General features: G+C 56.7%; 20 protein-coding genes. 9 read left to right on the forward strand and 11 right to left on the reverse strand.

Going from position 1 to position 14,871, the window contains the following annotated elements; all coding sequences use genetic code 11:
* Positions 1 to 34 precede the first annotated feature (34 nt).
* The 4 genes from mnmA to rluE form a co-directional block, all read right to left on the reverse strand.
* On the reverse strand, positions 35 to 1,135 hold the full coding sequence (gene mnmA, locus AC2CGI_RS11040; protein ID WP_015377608.1) for a tRNA 2-thiouridine(34) synthase MnmA: 1,101 nt from the start codon (positions 1,133 to 1,135) through the stop codon (positions 35 to 37).
* A gap of 106 nt (positions 1,136 to 1,241) precedes the next feature.
* Complete coding sequence (locus AC2CGI_RS11045) at positions 1,242 to 1,688, reverse strand: NUDIX hydrolase (protein WP_075684743.1); 447 nt, start codon at positions 1,686 to 1,688, stop codon at positions 1,242 to 1,244.
* A 9-nt stretch (positions 1,689 to 1,697) separates the two neighbouring features.
* Positions 1,698 to 2,036, reverse strand: a complete 339-nt coding sequence (locus AC2CGI_RS11050) for a lysozyme inhibitor LprI family protein (RefSeq protein WP_015377610.1) — start codon at positions 2,034 to 2,036, stop codon at positions 1,698 to 1,700.
* A 22-nt stretch (positions 2,037 to 2,058) separates the two neighbouring features.
* A complete protein-coding gene (gene rluE, locus AC2CGI_RS11055) occupies positions 2,059 to 2,685 on the reverse strand; it encodes a 23S rRNA pseudouridine(2457) synthase RluE (protein ID WP_484593946.1) in 627 nt (208 codons plus the stop codon).
* Positions 2,686 to 2,816: 131 nt separating this feature from the next.
* Between rluE and icd the strand changes: the two genes are divergently transcribed.
* The gene (gene icd / locus AC2CGI_RS11060) at positions 2,817 to 4,070 is read left to right on the forward strand and encodes an NADP-dependent isocitrate dehydrogenase (RefSeq protein ID WP_015377612.1); all 1,254 of its coding nucleotides are present in this window, start codon (positions 2,817 to 2,819) and stop codon (positions 4,068 to 4,070) included.
* An 85-nt stretch (positions 4,071 to 4,155) separates the two neighbouring features.
* Here the strand turns inward: icd and uspF are convergent, their stop codons facing one another.
* Positions 4,156 to 4,611, reverse strand: coding sequence for a universal stress protein UspF (gene uspF, locus AC2CGI_RS11065; protein WP_004941216.1), 456 nt, complete (start codon positions 4,609 to 4,611; stop codon positions 4,156 to 4,158).
* 678 nt (positions 4,612 to 5,289) lie between these two features.
* On the opposite strand from uspF, the gene AC2CGI_RS11070 reads away from it, so the two are divergent.
* The 3 genes from AC2CGI_RS11070 to AC2CGI_RS11080 all read left to right on the forward strand — a co-directional run bounded on the left by AC2CGI_RS11070 (position 5,290) and on the right by AC2CGI_RS11080 (position 7,652).
* A complete protein-coding gene (locus tag AC2CGI_RS11070) occupies positions 5,290 to 5,889 on the forward strand; it encodes a hypothetical protein (RefSeq protein WP_076740534.1) in 600 nt (199 codons plus the stop codon).
* Between the two features lie 214 nt (positions 5,890 to 6,103).
* A complete protein-coding gene (tolA, locus tag AC2CGI_RS11075) occupies positions 6,104 to 6,601 on the forward strand; it encodes a cell envelope integrity protein TolA (RefSeq protein WP_230857984.1) in 498 nt (165 codons plus the stop codon).
* 148 nt (positions 6,602 to 6,749) lie between these two features.
* Positions 6,750 to 7,652 carry an HNH endonuclease gene (locus tag AC2CGI_RS11080; RefSeq protein ID WP_015377615.1) on the forward strand — a complete coding sequence of 301 codons (903 nt, stop codon included), beginning with the start codon at positions 6,750 to 6,752 and terminating at the stop codon, positions 7,650 to 7,652.
* Between the two features lie 30 nt (positions 7,653 to 7,682).
* Here the strand turns inward: AC2CGI_RS11080 and AC2CGI_RS11085 are convergent, their stop codons facing one another.
* Positions 7,683 to 7,973, reverse strand: coding sequence for a hypothetical protein (locus AC2CGI_RS11085; RefSeq protein WP_015377616.1), 291 nt, complete (start codon positions 7,971 to 7,973; stop codon positions 7,683 to 7,685).
* A 146-nt stretch (positions 7,974 to 8,119) separates the two neighbouring features.
* On the opposite strand from AC2CGI_RS11085, the gene AC2CGI_RS11090 reads away from it, so the two are divergent.
* Positions 8,120 to 8,539 (forward strand): GNAT family N-acetyltransferase, encoded by a 420-nt coding sequence (locus AC2CGI_RS11090; RefSeq protein WP_015377617.1) that lies wholly within the window; start codon positions 8,120 to 8,122, stop codon positions 8,537 to 8,539.
* Here the strand turns inward: AC2CGI_RS11090 and AC2CGI_RS11095 are convergent.
* Together AC2CGI_RS11095 and AC2CGI_RS11100 are read right to left on the reverse strand one after the other, a co-directional pair.
* A complete protein-coding gene (locus AC2CGI_RS11095) occupies positions 8,536 to 8,748 on the reverse strand; it encodes a hypothetical protein (protein ID WP_075684882.1) in 213 nt (70 codons plus the stop codon). The two genes, AC2CGI_RS11090 and AC2CGI_RS11095, sit on opposite strands and share 4 nt — an antisense overlap.
* A 93-nt stretch (positions 8,749 to 8,841) precedes the next feature.
* Positions 8,842 to 9,957: an AI-2E family transporter gene (locus AC2CGI_RS11100; RefSeq protein WP_015377619.1), complete on the reverse strand. Its 1,116-nt coding sequence runs from the start codon at positions 9,955 to 9,957 to the stop codon at positions 8,842 to 8,844.
* 294 nt (positions 9,958 to 10,251) lie between these two features.
* On the opposite strand from AC2CGI_RS11100, the gene AC2CGI_RS11105 reads away from it, so the two are divergent.
* Positions 10,252 to 10,389 (forward strand): hypothetical protein, encoded by a 138-nt coding sequence (locus tag AC2CGI_RS11105; RefSeq protein WP_004941229.1) that lies wholly within the window; start codon positions 10,252 to 10,254, stop codon positions 10,387 to 10,389.
* An 85-nt stretch (positions 10,390 to 10,474) separates the two neighbouring features.
* On the opposite strand, the gene AC2CGI_RS11110 is transcribed toward AC2CGI_RS11105, so the two are convergent.
* Both AC2CGI_RS11110 and AC2CGI_RS11115 read right to left on the reverse strand, forming a co-directional pair.
* Entirely contained in the window at positions 10,475 to 10,684 is a 210-nt protein-coding gene (locus AC2CGI_RS11110; protein WP_015377620.1) for a tautomerase family protein, read from the reverse strand.
* A gap of 17 nt (positions 10,685 to 10,701) precedes the next feature.
* The gene (locus tag AC2CGI_RS11115; RefSeq protein WP_015377621.1) at positions 10,702 to 11,442 is read right to left on the reverse strand and encodes an SDR family NAD(P)-dependent oxidoreductase; all 741 of its coding nucleotides are present in this window, start codon (positions 11,440 to 11,442) and stop codon (positions 10,702 to 10,704) included.
* 122 nt (positions 11,443 to 11,564) lie between these two features.
* Between AC2CGI_RS11115 and AC2CGI_RS11120 the strand changes: the two genes are divergently transcribed.
* Complete coding sequence (locus AC2CGI_RS11120; protein ID WP_015377622.1) at positions 11,565 to 12,467, forward strand: LysR family transcriptional regulator; 903 nt, start codon at positions 11,565 to 11,567, stop codon at positions 12,465 to 12,467.
* On the opposite strand, the gene AC2CGI_RS11125 is transcribed toward AC2CGI_RS11120, so the two are convergent.
* Complete coding sequence (locus AC2CGI_RS11125; protein WP_076740308.1) at positions 12,442 to 13,650, reverse strand: MFS transporter; 1,209 nt, start codon at positions 13,648 to 13,650, stop codon at positions 12,442 to 12,444. The two genes, AC2CGI_RS11120 and AC2CGI_RS11125, sit on opposite strands and share 26 nt — an antisense overlap.
* 228 nt (positions 13,651 to 13,878) lie before the next feature.
* On the opposite strand from AC2CGI_RS11125, the gene AC2CGI_RS11130 reads away from it, so the two are divergent.
* Together AC2CGI_RS11130 and AC2CGI_RS11135 are read left to right on the forward strand one after the other, a co-directional pair.
* Complete coding sequence (locus AC2CGI_RS11130) at positions 13,879 to 14,337, forward strand: hypothetical protein (RefSeq protein ID WP_015377624.1); 459 nt, start codon at positions 13,879 to 13,881, stop codon at positions 14,335 to 14,337.
* A gap of 98 nt (positions 14,338 to 14,435) precedes the next feature.
* Positions 14,436 to 14,852, forward strand: coding sequence for a DUF2000 domain-containing protein (locus AC2CGI_RS11135; RefSeq protein WP_004941246.1), 417 nt, complete (start codon positions 14,436 to 14,438; stop codon positions 14,850 to 14,852).
* Positions 14,853 to 14,871 lie beyond the last annotated feature (19 nt).

The following is a 14,871-nucleotide window of genomic DNA, read 5'->3' on the forward strand; positions in this document are numbered from 1 at the left end:
GTAAACGCAGCGTTTTTCTTGGGCGGCAGGCGAATTACGCCAGGCGCTGTTCGATGATGCCGCCGCCGAGGCAGATTTCGCCCTGGTAGAATACCGCCGACTGACCGGGGGTGACGGCGGAGACCGGCTCGTCGAAACGCACTTCGATGCGTTCGTCGTCGAGCGGGGTCACGGTGCAAGGGATATCCTGCTGGCGATAGCGGGTCTTCACCGTGCAGCGGAACGGGCCGCTCAGCGGCAGACGATCCACCCAGTGCAGCTGCTGCGCGATAAGGCCTACGGACATCAGGCGCGGATGATCGTGCCCCTGCGCGACGACCAGCACGTTGTTGGCCACGTCTTTATCCACCACGTACCACGGATCTTCGCTGCTGTCTTTCAGGCCGCCGATGCCCAGCCCTTTGCGCTGGCCCAGGGTGTGATACATCAGGCCCTGGTGTTCGCCGACGGTCTGGCCGTCAACGCTGACGATCGGGCCCGGCTGCGCCGGCAGGTAGCGGCCGAGGAAGTCGCGGAACTTGCGCTCGCCGATAAAGCAGATGCCGGTAGAGTCTTTCTTCTTGGCGGTGACCAGCTCCAGCTGCTCGGCGATGCGGCGCACTTCCGGCTTCTCCAGCTCGCCGACCGGGAACAGGCTCTGCGCCACCTGCTCGTGGCTCAGGGTATAGAGGAAGTAGCTCTGATCTTTGTTGCCGTCGACGCCGCGCAGCAGGCGGCTCTTGCCGTCCACATCCTGGCGGCGCACGTAGTGGCCGGTGGCGATGAAATCGGCCCCCAGATCTTCGGCGGCGAACTCCAGGAAGGCTTTGAATTTGATCTCTTTATTGCACAGGATGTCCGGGTTCGGCGTGCGGCCGGCCTTGTACTCTTCCAGGAACAGCTCAAACACGTTGTCCCAGTATTCCGCCGCAAAGTTCACCGTGTGCAGTTCGATGCCCAGCTTGTCGCAGACCGCTTGCGCATCGGCCAGATCGGTCGCGGCGGAGCAGTACTCTTCGTCGTCGTCTTCTTCCCAGTTCTTCATGAACAGCCCAGCGACCTGATAGCCCTGTTGCTGTAACAGATAGGCGGTAACGGAAGAGTCGACGCCGCCGGACATACCGACGATTACTTTTTTCTGGCTGTTGTCTGACATGGGGATCTCACGAACTTGAACACGAACCGTGCTGATAAAAACAAGCGCAGGATTTTACCACGTTGGCCGAGCCGGCGCACTGTTCATCTTGTGCTGCCCGGCGCCCTTAATGCGGCCAGGCGAAGCTGCCGACCAGCGACAGCGGGTAGCGCTCCGGCTGCTGATAGCTGCGAATGCTCTCCGCCACCAGTGCGGAACGCAGGTTGGGCGCCTGCAAAATCTCGTCGGCGCTCAGCCACAGGCAGCGATCGATGTCGCTGTCGTGCGGCTCGGTCGGCAGCGACTGTTCCAGCTCGATGACGAAGCAGAAGCGCAGGAACGGCGTGCGATCCGGCGCGATCCACTGGTGCAGGCGCAGAAACGCCTGCGGCGTGGCGCGGATGCCGGTCTCTTCCCACAGCTCGCGTTCGGCGGCCTGCACCAGCGTCTCGTCGGCCTCCAGATGGCCGGCCGGCTGATTCCACAGCGCTTTGCCGTTGATGGTTTCTTCGACAATTAAAAATTTGCCGGCGGCGTGCACCACGCAGGCGACGGTGACGTGCGGTTTGAACATGCGGTCTCCTTACAGCGGTTTATCGATGCGCCGGTAGATGTCGTCCAGCTCGGCGATGCGGGTGCGGTAGCTTTTGAGCAGACAGGCGGTGTCACCGCCGCACCGCTGGCGCTTGGTCAGCCAGGCCTGCTGGCTGTCCTGCATCGCGCCGCGCGCGCCCATGGCGAACAGGCCGCGCAGGAATTGATATTTGGTGGCCATTTGCACGTCCAGATCGTTCAGCGTGCGGTCGGCGCAGATGGCGCGTTCATCGCTGCCTGCCGCCTTGGCGCAGTCGAAGCTGGCGGCAGGGGCGGCGAACGGGGCCGCCAGAGCGGCGAGCAGCAGCGCGATCGGGGTAGATTTCATGGCGCCTCCATCAGTTATCGGTCTACAGGGAATCGATGATTTTCCATTCACCGGGCTGCAGTGAACCCAGCGAAAGATTACCCATACTGTAGCGAATCAGGCGCAGGGTAGGGAACCCGATATGCGCCGTCATGCGACGCACCTGGCGGTTTCGCCCTTCGAACAGGGTGATTTTCAACCAGCTGGTGGGGATGGATTTGCGTTCGCGGATCGGTGGGTTGCGCGGCCACAGCCACTGCGGCTCGGCGACCAACTCCACCCCGGCGGGCAGCGTCGGGCCGTCTTTCAGCGTGACGCCGCTGCACAGCGGCGCCAAATCGCTCTCCTGCGGCGCGCCCTCGACCTGCACATAGTAGATTTTGCCGGTGCGCTTGCCCGGCTGGGTGAGCTGCGCCTGCAGCTGGCCGTCGTTGGTCAGCACCAGCAGCCCCTCGCTGTCGCGATCTAGGCGCCCGGCGGCGTAAACGTCGGGGAAGGGGATGTACTCTTTCAGCGTGGCGCGGCCGGCTTCGTCGGTGAACTGCGGCAATACGTCGAAGGGCTTGTTGAATAACACAATGCGGCGCGGCCCCTTCGGCGCGGCGGGTTTGGCGGCATTCGGCTTGCTGAATCGTTTAACGTTGTGATTTCTAACAGAGAATTTTTTCATAACGGTTGAGATTACGGATGATAAGCGCATTATAACCGAATCCGTTTCGGATTGGCGCGGACCGAATATTCAAGTAGTATCTACACGCATCTTACAAAGCATTAACAAAATTGCGCTTGAAGGAGAGGTTGATGGAAAGCAAAGTAGTTGTTCCGGCAGAAGGTAAAAAAATCACGGTTGACGCCCAGGGTAAACTGGTTGTTCCTCATAACCCGATCATTCCGTTCATCGAAGGCGACGGCATCGGCGTTGACGTGACTCCTGCCATGATCCACGTGGTTGATGCGGCCGTTAAAAAGGCTTACCACGGCGAACGTAAAATCTCCTGGATGGAAATCTACACCGGCGAAAAATCTACCCACGTTTACGGTAAAGACGTGTGGCTGCCGGACGAAACTCTGGACCTGATCCGCGACTACCGCGTCGCCATCAAAGGCCCTCTGACCACCCCGGTCGGCGGCGGCATCCGTTCTCTGAACGTGGCCCTGCGCCAGCAGCTGGACCTGTACGTGTGCCTGCGCCCGGTGCGTTACTACCAGGGCACCCCAAGCCCGGTCAAACAGCCTGAGCTGACCGACATGGTGATCTTCCGCGAAAACGCCGAAGACATCTACGCTGGCATCGAGTGGAAAGCCGGCTCCGCCGAAGCGGACAAAGTGATCAAATTCCTGCGCGACGAAATGGGCGTGAAGAAAATCCGCTTCCCGGAGCAGTGCGGTATCGGTGTGAAGCCATGCTCCGAAGAAGGGACCAAGCGTCTGGTGCGTGCGGCGATCGAATACGCCATCACCAACGACCGTGACTCCGTGACCCTGGTTCACAAAGGCAACATCATGAAGTTCACCGAAGGTGCCTTCAAGGATTGGGGCTATGAGCTGGCGCGCGAAGAGTTCGGCGGCGAGCTGATCGACGGCGGCCCATGGCTGAAGATCAAGAACCCGAACACCGGCAAAGAGATCGTGGTTAAAGACGTGATCGCCGACGCCTTCCTGCAGCAGATCCTGCTGCGCCCGGCGGAATACGACGTGATCGCCTGTATGAACCTGAACGGCGACTACATCTCCGACGCCCTGGCGGCCCAGGTAGGCGGCATCGGTATTGCGCCGGGCGCCAACATCGGCTCCGACTGCGCCCTGTTCGAAGCGACTCACGGCACCGCGCCGAAGTACGCCGGCCAGGACAAAGTGAACCCAGGCTCCATCATCCTGTCTGCAGAGATGATGTTGCGCCACATGGGCTGGTTCGAAGCGGCTGACCTGATCGTTAAAGGCATGGAAGGCGCCATCGCCGCCAAGACCGTGACCTATGACTTCGAACGCCTGATGGAAGGCGCTAAATTGCTGAAATGTTCAGAGTTTGGCGACGCTATCGTTAAACACATGTAAGTGTGTTCAGCGCTTGAATGAGAGCGGGAGCCTAAGGGCTCCCGTTTTTTTTACGGTTCAAATATGTGTGAGGTGTCGGACAGGCTCACTGAGTGGCGTTAGCCGATTCACGCACCACCAGCACCGGGCAATTGGCGTGGCGGACGACGGCGGTGGCATTGGAGCCGAGGAGATAAGTGATCGCAGAAGGGCGGTTGGAACCCATCACGATAATCTCCGCGTTGAGCGCATCGGCGAGCTCCAGGATCTGATCTTTAGGATCGCCGACGGCAACGTGCGTGGTCACTCTATCTTCAGGCACGCTGAATTCTTTGGCCGCTTTTGCCAGCCCCTCGGTTGCTACCGCAATGATTTCGTCTTTAGTTTCTATCGCCGCCGTGGCGGCAAAGCCGAAAGCGGCATAGGTGGCGCGCGACGGGATCACCGCCAGGAAATGGACGTGGGAGTCTTCGAGCCTGGCGAGCGCGTTGACATGCGGGATGACCTGCTGTGTTAATTCCGGTTCGGTAATATCCACGGGAACCAAAATAGTTTTGTACATACTCCCTCCTTATCGTTTTCAAAAAACTCCACTTTTTGGATTATAGCTGCTTAACGCAGGGAAAGGGGAGATCCAGGTGGCAGAACTAAAGAAACAGTTTTGCTAAATTAGCAATACTAATCGAAAGCTTGCTACTGGACGATTAGTCTAACACTCTACTACCTGGGGGTGAGGTTTACCTGGACGTTAGAGGCATAGAAGGTGCTAATTTGCTGAAATGTTCAGAGCTTCGTGGTGCTACCTTTAGGCATATTTAATACGTTCGGTGTTTTAATGGAAGACAAATCTCAGCGTGTTCGTCTTGATGCATATGTAATAATCATTGACATAATTCCGTAAGGTGACTTGTTAATGATTCGGAAAAATAATGTACCTGAATATAGGCATTTTTCGGTTGTATTATTTTAACGTTTTTATGATTTTTATTAGTATTGAGGAATCTATTTTTAGGTCAAAATAGACTATCGATCTTCTATGGGTTATGGCTTGCCGATATGGTTTCTATGGCTTTTTTTTGATATAGGTATAGATGATTATGTAGGAACTTAACCCACCATGTTTTTACATTTTCTAATAATACCTAATTGAACTGTTTTGTTTGGAATAATTTGATGGTTTAGTGTTATAGATAATAGTTGCCTTTAACATAAATTTTTAATGACGATCAAGAGGTGCATAATGAATTTTAGTTTGATACTTTACAGATATAATACTGCTCTGGATAGAGGCAGAAAAACAGTACAATTATCAATTGCAATAATGACTATTTGGATGGCGTTATGTGTATTCGTTTTTAAAATTGTTGATCTTTCATTCAATAAGGGTGACTTAAACGCCAGTATTCATGTTGACTTTGACTGGGATGTGTTTTCTTCATGGGGGATCGTGATATTTATTACATTGGTTGGTGCCGTGTTCCATGGATTCCATGCGTCTAATGCTGAATTAAAAAATGCGAATGCAATAATAGACGACTTATTTATATCCGAAGATAAAGATATGGACAAAAAGTTAACCAGTCTGAACAATATCGCCAGCGAGCTTGAGCGTTATTGTATCAAAGCATCTGCGCTGAATTTGATTTCATTTATGCTTATTTTCTTCAGTTTCCTTCATGGTTATCTATCAATTGGAGAAATAATCCAAGGGCTTAGGGAGAGTAATTACCTGGCTTTGATAGTCGTGTCTGTATTTATATTGGCTTTTGTTGCATATTATCATGATGTGATTGTTTTTCTTAATGACCGAAAACGAAAGCGCAACAAAGAAAAAGTGTAAATTATTAATAATTTCAGTATATTGATTGTTAATGGGGATTGATGTGTCTTATCGCTATATACATTTTTTTCATTTTTTTAAATTGAGAGTGTATTTGACATGTGAAGAAAATATGCGTTTAACCTTAAGGGAGAGGGCTGTTTCATCGAAACTCTCGTCTTCTACGCTGACGGCTGCTTTTTATGAGTCTTACATCACTTTTCGATTGTGAATATTGAGCTGCTATTGTTATTGTTTTTCAACTGACAACATCCATAAGGACAGGGATATGAAAATAACGCATTCAGGCTATAAAACCGGCGTTGCTACAGTATTGGCGGCGATGACCGCGCTGGCATTAACGGGGTGTGCCAAGAGCACGGCCCCCAGCCAAACCGATCCGGTAAATAAAGAGGTTGACGATCTTTTCACCAACCTTGGCGACCCAAAGACGCCGGCACCGGGAAAAGAGAAAGAACACTATATCGCCCAGTTGCAGGCCGCGATTCAAAGCCATTTGAAAGATGCCGAAGCCTACTCAGGCAAGCGTTGCACATTGAGCATCAAGCTGGCGCCGGACGGTATGCTGATCAGCATTCAGGCTGAACAAGGGGAACCGGAACTTTGCCAGGCCGCGATCAAAGCAATCGCCAATGCGCGTCTGCCTAAGCCGCCAACGGCCGCGGTTTACGAAGCGGTCAAAAACAGCACGTTGGAATTTCGCCCGCAGTGAATAAACAATGCTGTTTCCGTGCAACGCTATCCCGGTCAAGGCCGGGATTTTTTATTGCCGTCACCCTGCGTTAATGGGTGAAAATCACTAAAGCCTTTGATGAATGGTGACGATAACCCTTAAAACTCCTGATTATAAAAGAGTGGCCATGCGTTTTTTCTGGGTCAACATCGGTGGCAGCGTCGCGGAAGTTTTGAAGGGCGAATTCTTGTGGGCGCCGCAATATGGAATAAATAAGACTGGGAACATGTTTAAACCTGCCGGGTGGGAAACGGTCAAAAAAGTCAAAGAGGGTGACCTGATTTTTTGCCACAAGGGTAGGAAGATTATCGGCGTGGCGACAGCGGTACGCGATGCTTACTCTGCACCGCGGCCTGAGCATCGGGTCGCGGGACCGCCGCATATTGCGGGTACCCAAGTCGATTTGGAACTGACGCGTCTTGAACTACCTATTGATGTTTCCCTTTTTAATCAGGCGTTCATACGCATGCACAACCAGGCTTGCCTTCCGCGCGTTTTTAATAAGAAAGGCGGATGCACCGAAAACTATATGTGCGAGATCCCCGCGCCGGCAGCCGCGTTGATCGCCGGTTTTATCTCGGAAAATCTCTCTATCAACCTCCATGCGGATACCGTCGAAATCACCAGAGAGGTCGGTGGTGAGCAAGAAAGGGTGATTCAGGCGCGGATTGGGCATGGTCCCTATCGCGATAAAATGTTTAAGCGGTGGGGAAATCGGTGTGCGGTCACGGGGATTGCTGAGCCGTCCATTCTCATTGCCTCTCACATCGTTGCCTGGTCGATTGCGACCCCAGAAGAGAAAGTGGATCCGCACAATGGTCTGCCGTTAATCCCCAATCTGGACAAGCTGTTCGATCGCGGCACGATCAGTTTTGCCGATGACGGACGTTTGCTGTATCCGCAGACGAAGAGCAGCTTGTTAGATGAGTTAAAGATCCCGCTGGATGCGAACATTAGCGGGTTGTCTGAAAAGAACAGAGCTTACCTGCGGCGGCATCGAGCGAGATGGGGTTTTGAAGTAGAGCCCTGATGCAGGTTTGCCAAATCAGGACCGGGGCTCTTACCGATACATCATCGCGCTCACGCGCTCGCTTCGGTCTTTAAAACCGTTGCTGCGCATCGTGACCACATAGTAGCGATAGTGATGTTTCTGTGCGTATTCGCGCACCAGATCTTCGGCGAACAGGCCGCTGAAGGTGACGGTGGTGACAAACGTCAGGCCTTTCACTTCGTAGGTGCTGATCTCTTGCGGGGTGCCGATATACGGCGGCGGGAACACGGTTTTGTGGAACTGGCAGCCCGCCAGCAGCAGGGTAAACAGCAGGGCGGCGGGTATTTGCGGTATGCTCATCGGGAAAAGCTTTCCTTCCTTGGCGTGTGTTTTAGTAACTCTATAATAGGATTACAAAATTCGGCGGGGATGTAAAAATTATCCCGCTTCGGTTGCCGTTTCGTTGAAGCGGTGTCGCCGCCCCCCATCAGAATGAAGGGATAAACATGTTTGTTCGTCTTGCCACTGAAACCGATGTCGCAGCCCTGATCGCCCTCGACAGCGTCGCCGAACACGAACCGCAGCGCGCGGCGCAGATCCGGGCCTGGTGCGGGCAGGGGGATTGCTATCTTGCCGAGGAACAGGACGTGGTGATGGGCTATGGCGTACTGCACTATCACTTCTTCGGCTGCGGTTTTATCGAGATGCTGATGGTCGGCGAGCGCTATCGCCGCCGGGGCGTCGGGCAGGCGTTGATTACGGCATTGAAGTCCCATTGCCGACACCCGAAGCTGTTCACTTCCACCAATCGTTCCAACCTGCCGATGCAGCGGCTGCTGCTGAACGCCGGATTTGTCGCCAGCGGCCAGATTGACAATCTCGATGACGGCGATCCGGAGCAGGTCTTTTTTATCCCGCTGCGCTAATACAGTCGGACATCGACCGCCTGCTGTTGCAGCCAGGTGCTGACGTAGCCATAAGCGGCATAGAAGGCCAGCAGCGCGAAGAGCAGCACCGAAAGCGAGGCCAAAAATTTGACGTCGCCGTGCTTCGAAAGCTGGTAAGCGCAAGAGATAAAGGCCAGCAGGCACAGCAGGGTGAAGGCGATGGCCAGCGTGGCGTAGAAAATAAGCATAACGAAACCCGTTCTTCCTTGTGAGCCTGGCAAGGATACCACAGACAAAAAAAGGGGCCCAAACGGGCCCCTGCGTGATTCGCTGCGGGAGGTTTACTCCACCGCGTCGGGATGGTTTTTGCCTTCCTCGATAAATTCTTCGTCGATCTCTTCGATATTCTCCTCGCTGTCGCGGCCGGACAGGATGTTCCAGCAGGCGATGAACAGCGCGGCGATCAAGGGGCCGATAACGAAGCCGTTGATGCCGTAGATCTCCATGCCACCCAGGGTGGAGATCAGGATCAGGTAGTCCGGCATTTTGGTGTCTTTGCCCACCAGCAGCGGGCGCAGGATGTTGTCCACCAGGCCGATCACCACCACGAAGAACACTACCAGGAAAATGGCTTTCCACAGCATGCCGGTGGCGAAGAAGTAGATCACCGCCGGCACCCAGATGATGGCGGAGCCCACGGCCGGGATGATCGACAGGAACGCCATCAGCGCGCCCCACAGCAGGCTGCCGTCGATGCCGGTAAAGTAAAACGCCAGCCCGCCGAGCGCACCTTGCACCACGGCGACCACCACCGTGCCCTTGACGGTGGCGCGGGAGACGGCGGCGAACTTCACGAACAGATGGTGTTTCACGTGCTGGGAGAGCGGCAGCGCTTCGAGCGCCAGGTTCACCAGATAGGGGCCGTCTTTCAGCAGGAAGAACAGCAGATAGAGCATCACGCCGAAGCCGACGACGAAGTTGAAGGTGCCCTTGCCGATCAGGAACACGCTGCCCGCCAGATATTGCCCGCCCTTGAGCGCCACCTCGGAAAGCTGCTTTTGGATCTCGGCGGCGCTGTTGAGGTTATGCTCCGCCAGGAAGCGCTGCGCCCAGCTGGGCAGGTGGCGCATAAAGTCCGCCAGCATGGTCGGCAATTGGCTGTTGTTGGTCTGCAGCTTGGTGTAGATCACGTTGAATTCCATCGCCAGCGACGAGGCGATGATCGCCAACGGCGTGAACACGATCAGGCAAATCAGCGCCACCGTCAGCAGCGACACCACGCCGTTGCGTTCGCCGACGTACTGCTTCAACTTCTTTTTCACCGGATGGAAAATCACCGCCAGAATAACCGCCCACAGCACCGAGGAGTAATAAGGCCCCAGCACGTCGAGAAAGGCGGCGGTAACGATGAACAGGATCAGAATAAAGAATCCCTTGGAAATGCCTTTAGACATCATAGTCGTCCCTCAAAAGATGAATTTTCAGCATAGATGAACTGAATGAAAACAACACTATCATCACCTTTGCTTAACCGGTAGGGGATTTTTAGTGGCGTATTCCATAGGGTTATTAAGGGCAAGGCCGGCGCCGCACGGTGAACAGGCGGCGGCGTGAGAAAAGAAAGAGGGCTAAATAATTAACAAAATTTATCGATTGTGTTTCATTTTGTGAGCCGCGCTTGCCGCCTGCGCCAGGCTTTCCTAGTTTTTAGGAGGGCGGCCGTTCGCCCGATACCACGAAGGAGTATGCAAATGACTGAACACAAACGACTTGCCGTTATCGAAAAGGTGCTGCTGATCGCTTTCGCCGGTGTGCTGGTTTATCTTGCCGCGACCGGCGCCTTGTCATTATCGGGTCTGGACCATCACTGGCCTTATCCTTCGCGCTGAGCGTGATTGATCTCACCACGCAGACCCGATAACGATAACTAGCAGCTGTACCCTACAACACTGGATCCCCAGAATAAATCGCCCGTCATTCGCCTCGTTCTTTGGCGCGCAGGGCGGTGACGCTCTCTCCGCCGACGCCCCAGTTGTCGGTGGCTACCTCGTCAATCACCACGAAAGTGGTGTGGCGTGGCTTATTCAGCACCTGCTCCAGCAGCGCGGTGGTTCCCTCGATCAGCATGCGCTTTTGCGCGGCGCTGACCCCTTCGTCGGTCACTTTAATGTTGACGTATGGCATGGCGTTTCTCCCCGGTTTCACCAGACGCCGGCGGTGGCGCCGCCGTCAACCGCGAGCGCCGCGCCGGTAACGAAATTGGCGTCGGTCAGATACAGCACCGCATCGACGATGTCCTGCGGCTGGCCGACGCGGCCGGTTGGCGCCAGTTGCCGCATCTGCGCCAGACTCTGTTCATCATTTTGATGCATCGGCGTGGCGATGATGCCGGGCGCCACGGCGTTGACCATCACGTTGTGCGGCGCCAGCTCCAACGCCAGCTCGCGCACGGCGTGGTTAAGGCCGCCTTTAATCAGCACCGGCAGCAAAGCGGGCACTTTGCTGTTGGGCTGCATGGCGATCGACGCGGTGATGGCGACGATGTGGCCGGCACCGCGTTGCTGCATATGCCGGGCGGCGGCCTGCGCCGGGTAGAAGAAGCCTTTCAGATTGGTTGCCACCATCGCGTCGACCTCCTCCGGCGTATAGTCGGCGATCGGCTTGGCGATAAATATGCCGGCGTTATTGATGAGAATATCTACCTGACCAAAAGCCTGTATCGCCAGGCTGAACAACCGTTCGGCGGTTTCCGGCAGCGCGATGTCTCCCGGCGCCAGCAGCAGATTGGCCGGGCGGCCGAGTTTGTCCGCCGCCGCCTGCAGCCGTTCAAGCGAACGGGCGTTTGCGACAACCTGATAGCCGCGCGCCAGGTAGGCTTGCGCGATGGCGAAGCCCAAGCCGCTCGATGCGCCCGTGACGATGACCGTTTTTACTTTGCTCATTTTCTCTCCTCGACAGGATAGGGATTGATCGTACGTGAACGGTAATCCATACCTGATGATTGAAAAATGAGGGGGAAAGAACTTTAATTTATACCTTATGTAATGAATTAGCAGGGAGAGACATGCAACGCCATTTTGACGACGTTCAGGTGGGCAGCATCGAGCTGTTTTGCCTGACGGTAGAAACCGGCAGCTTCACCGCAGCGGCCAATGCCGCCGGGATAACCCCTGCGGCGGTCAGCCGCTCGGTCGCGCGTCTGGAGACGCGATTGCAGGCGAAGCTGTTTATCCGCACCACACGCCAGATGCGCGTCACGGATGCCGGCCAGCGTTATTACCTGGAATGTCGCCGGGCGCTGAGCCAGCTGATGGAGGCCGAGGCGAGCATTTCCGGCGAACGGGACAAACCGGTGGGCACGCTTAGCATCAGCGCGCCGACGCTGTACGCGCATTTTAGGCTGTTGCCGCGTTTGCCCGAGTTTGCGCAACGCTATCCCGATCTCAAGCTGAATCTGCACGTCAGCAATCAGAATATCGATTTCTCCGAAGATAAATTCGACGTCGCCATTCGCGGCAGCGAGCTGAACGACTCCGGCCTGGCGGCGCGGCGTCTGGAGGAGGCTGAACTGATCGTGGTGGCGACGCCGGGCTATTTGCAACGCCACCCTGCGCCGCTCACGCCGGCGGATCTGGCCCGGCACGATTGCATTCAGTATGCGTTGCCCAGCACCGGCAGAAAAACCGCCTGGACGTTTAAGGTTCAGGGCGAAAACAGCAAAGTGGATACTGCCGGGCGCTGGCTTTGCCAGGAAGATTACCTCGCCACGCTGACGCTGGTGAAAAGCGGCGCCGGACTGATGCAGGTGTATCGTTTTACCGTCGAACAAGAGTTGAGCAGCGGGGCGCTGGTCGAGGTATTGAAAGATTACGCCGGCGCCTCGCGTCCCTTCATCCTGCTTTACCCCTATGCGCGCTTTGTCCCGCTGAAGGTGCGGAAATTCATCGATTTCCTGACGCAAGCGTAGCCGCCAGCGCCAATACCGCTCCAGACACCGCCGCCGCCAGCACCAGCCACGCCGGGGCAGCCCAGCCGGCTGCGGCCACGATGGCGCTCAGCGCGACCGGGCCGATCACCTGGCCGAGGTAGTTTCCCTGCATCACCAGCCCGAGGCTCAGCGGCAGCAGCGTCGGTTCCGGCGTCGCCGCCGGCGTGGCGGCCAGAATGGTGGCGGGCAGTATGCCGGCGATGGCGCAGAACAGGAAACACAGCGGGATCAGCAGGCCGTTGGGCGTCATCGGCAGGAAAATTCCGACGCCGAAGACCCCGATCAACAGGCTGGTGGCGGCGAGCAGCGTTCTGGCGGGCAGCCCGCGCGACAGCAGCACGCCGGCGGCGAGGTTGCCGATGATGTTGGCCGCCACCGCCGCCGCGCTGATGCCGCCGGCGGCCGCCAGCGACAGGCCGATGCGCTGCATCAGAAAGATCGGCAAAAAGGTCATTACCGAGAAAAACTGCAGGTTGTAAGCGGTGAACATCAGCGCCAGCAACAGCGGCTGGCGCGCCCGCAGCATAGCGCCCAGCGCTTGTCGCAGCGGCAACGGCGGAACGTGCGCCTTGGCGACGCGGCGGGACGTGGTCAGCGGCAGCAGCAGGGCGGCCAGCAGCGTCAACGCCGCACCGGCCTGCCAGCTCTGCTGCCAGTCGGCCAGATGCGGGCCGAAAAACAGTGAAATGGCGATGCCCGCCGGCATGAAGGTGCTCCAGATGCCGAACACCAGGTTGCGCTGCGCCGGGGCGACGATGCGGTTCAGCACCGCCGGCGAGGCAACCACCACGATCACGAAGCCGAGGCCTTCGACAAAGCGGCTGACGATCAGCCCGCTGAAGTCGTGCAGCGTGGCGCCGGCGAAGCTGGCGGCGCTGATGATCAGCAGCCCGAACGCCAGCAGGCGCCGGTCGCCCCAGCGGCGCACCAGCAGCCCGGCGGCGATGCCGCCGAACACTCCGACGAAGGGAAAGGCCGAAATGACCCAGCTGAGCGCCTCCAGCGAGCGGCCGAACTCGGCCTGCAGCGCCGGCAGCGCGATGGTGGCCTTGCCCACGTGCAGCGCCGCGGCGATGCCGGCGAACAGCACGTTGATGACGGCCAGCCAGGGCGTGGCGGCGGGGGAAATGCGGTCGATGGCGTCCGGTTTAATCGCGGTCATAACACTCTCCAGTGGCGGTAACGCCCTCACTATGCCTCTGCGCTACGGCAGAAGTCGTTCAAATGCTGCGCTGTCACGTGGGGAAATTATTCATTTCGAGCTTTATTTTGCGCGCCTCGTTGTTTGGTGCGCCAGCGTGCCGCCCGGCGTGGATGCGGGTGCCCGTTCAGCGGTTTACTGTTCCGGCACGCAGCAGGCGTGTTGAATTCACTTTATAAGGAGCAGTGTATGTCAGAGATGATGAACGAGAGTCGGGCGCCGGCCATTGAATGGAGCTATGGCGGCCGGGGCGATGATATCAGCAGCAGCCTGAGCCTCGACACGGTTGAGGAGCAGCCGCAGGGTTTCTTGATGACGGTCGATCGGCCGGTGCAGATCTTTACAGAGGCGCTGTCGCCGATGATGGCCTTTGTCACGCTGTTGCGCCCGCTGTATGCCAAGACCAGCGCAGGCTTCCAGTATGTGCCGGTTTCTAACCCCTGGACCGACGTGCAGCGCCTGCCGGCCAGCGCGGGGTATCTGGGCGTGCAGGTCAACGCCGGGCTGTTCTTCCACGGCGCCAAGCCGACGCACTATAAAGATCGCGACGGCCAGATGAAACCGATCGACGGCGGCACTATTTTGCAGAACATCACCGTGCTGCATCAGGTGGCCCAGCCGCTGGGGCCTGGCGAAGGCGCGGTCTGAGCCGGCAGTGCTATCACGGGGCCGGACGCGGCCCCTTATCGCGCCTTGAAACCGTGCGCCGGTTGGGTAAAACTGGCTGTCTATTCAAGGAGAAGAGTATGTACAGCGACAACGAGAAAAAGTTTTATATCATCCTCAACCGCAATCACGAACCGGCCACGCTGTTTAACGCCTCCTGCCATCTGACGGCGGGCATCACCGATCTGATCGAGCAGCGCGAGTTTCACCACTATCCGAGCAGCCTCGACGGCGTCAGTGCCAATATGAGCCACTACCCGATCGTGATCCTGCAGGCTAAAAACAGCAGCCAGCTCAGCAACCTGATCCTCAAATGCAAGGAGGAGGGCGTGCTGTCCAACTTCTTCACCACCACCATGCTGTCGCACTCCGCCGAGCAGCAGATCGCCGACACCGCCAATACCCCTTACGAGCAGCTGGATTTCGTGGCGGTGGCGCTCTACGGTGACACCGAGCAGCTTAAGCCGCTGACCAAGAAGTTCTCCGTCTACCGTTAATCGCGAACGGCATCACATC

This window comes from Serratia sp. LSHTC3 (assembly GCF_057197125.1).